The organism is Mesorhizobium sp. M7D.F.Ca.US.004.03.1.1 (genome assembly GCF_003998635.1).
GTDB lineage: Bacteria > Pseudomonadota > Alphaproteobacteria > Rhizobiales > Rhizobiaceae > Mesorhizobium > Mesorhizobium loti.
Genome location: NZ_RZQG01001017.1, coordinates 1 through 2,022, shown reverse-complemented (window position 1 = coordinate 2,022; position 2,022 = coordinate 1). Strand labels below are relative to the sequence as shown.

Annotated in this window: 1 protein-coding gene; it reads left to right on the top strand. The window is 65.7% G+C overall.

What is annotated here, in order from left to right:
* On the top strand, positions 1-2,022 hold a 2,022-nt coding region (locus tag EN935_RS33255), incomplete at both ends, for a M15 family metallopeptidase (protein ID WP_164771576.1).

Sequence of the window (2,022 nt, the reverse complement as noted above, 5' to 3'; positions counted from 1 at the left end):
GCCCAGGTGCAGGAAGAGGCCGCACGCAACCACGTCGCCATCGACCAGGCGGAGATCGCCAGCATCCATCAGAAGGCGATTGAATTCGGCAAGCTGCGCGCCCTGGAACAGGCGCGTGACACCATCCATGGCCAGGTCGAGGATCTGGAAGTGCAGCGCGCCGAGCTGGCCCTGGTTGGCGCCAGCAAGCTGGCGCACGATCGCATCATCTCCGCCCTGAAAACCGAACAGGAGATCCGCAAGCTCGGCATCCCGCTTTACGGGCAAGAAGCCAACGAGATGCGCGCCAACACGGCCGCCGCCTCGGCACTGGCCGACGCGACAGCACGGGCCAGCTTGCAACAGCAGCTGCAGTTCGATCGCGAGCAGATGTTCCGCTCGCCGACCGAGCAGAACATCGCCTCGACGATGCGCGGCGCCGGGCTCGACTACGATCCCAACTCGGCCATTGCCCAGCAGATCCGCTACAACGAGCAGCTGAAGACAACCAAGGCGGCATGGGAAGACATCTTCTCGACCGTCAATGACGGCATCGACGGCATCAGCGACGCGCTGTTCAGCGGCGGCTCGATCACGGACGCCCTGAAAAAGGCCGGTCAGCAGCTCGCCAAGACGATGTTCGACATGTCGGTGACCAATCCGCTGAAGAACTGGCTGACCGGCGCCAACGCCAACACGATCGCGGATCTCGGCATCTTCGGTTCCGGCGCATCGAGCGGCAAGGGCGGCGGCTTCGGCGGCGTGCTCGGCCAGATGCTGGGCGCCCAGAAGGCGGTCGCCTCCATGCAGGTGCAGGCGGCCAGCGTGTTCGTCAACGGGTCGCCGATCGGCGGCATCCCCGGCCTGCCAGGCGCTGCCAACGACAATGGCAGCGGCGGCATTCTCGGCTGGGTCAAAAGCCTGTTCGGCGGAGCCAACGACAACCAGCCGTTCAAAGCCGACACCACGCTGACTGACTTTCTCGGTGGCGGTGGCGGCCCGAACACGGCCGCGACGGCCTCCAAGCTGCTCAGCGGCCTAGGGTCACCCCTAGGCGGAGGCGGTGGTGGTGCGAGCGCGGCGCTTTCGCAGATATTCGCGTCCGCAGGCGTCACCAAGACCGGCATCCCACTCTCCGGCATCGGCATCGACGGCCTGACCGCCAAGGTCGCGAGCGAGTATGCCGGCCGGTTCCAGGGGCTGCTGAACGACCTGAAAGGCGCGGGCTATCCGATCACCAGTCTTGGCGAGGGCGGCTACTCGTTCCGCAATGTCGCGGGCACCAACAACCTGTCCAACCACGCCTTCGGCAACGCCTTGGACATCAACCCGCGTCAGAACCCGTGGGCTGTCGGGGCCAAGGGCAACTTCTCCCAATACGGCGTTGATCCGAACGCGCTTGCCGAGAAGAACGGACTGTTCTGGGGCGGCAACTGGAACAAGTCCGACGCAATGCATTTTCAGGTCAACAAGAATGTTGACATGGGTGCGACCAACAGCATCGAAGGCCTCACCAAGCTCGGCAGCGTGTCGTTCATGGCAGCGGAGAGCCTGCAGAAGGCCGGGCTCGCCGGCTTCGAGACTGTCAAAGGCCTGACGGACGCCTCTGGCGGTCTCACCCAGTTCGGCTCGATGCTCAGCAGCTTCATGGGTCCGGGCGGCGGCAGCGGCTCTGGCTGGTTCCAGAACCTTGCCGGAATGTTCGGCGGGCCGGCCGGTGCCATCAATTCCATGAAGAGCATTTCGCCGCTGGCCACGGCCGACATCCTGTCGGGATCGTGGGGGCTCTTCGACACCGGCGGCCGGACTGGCGGCAACGATCCTCGCCGCGTTGCCGGCCTGGTGCATGAGGACGAGTATGTGTTCTCGTCGCCGGCCGTGCGCGCGATCGGCGTCGACACGCTCGACCGGATGCACGAGGCCGGCAAGAGCGGCCGAGGCTACGCCGGCGGCGGCCTGGCCACTTGGAACCCGTTGCCGATGGCCGGCGGCAGATCGGATGTCGTCGACCATCAGCCATTGCGCACGCCCAGGGCCGCCAAC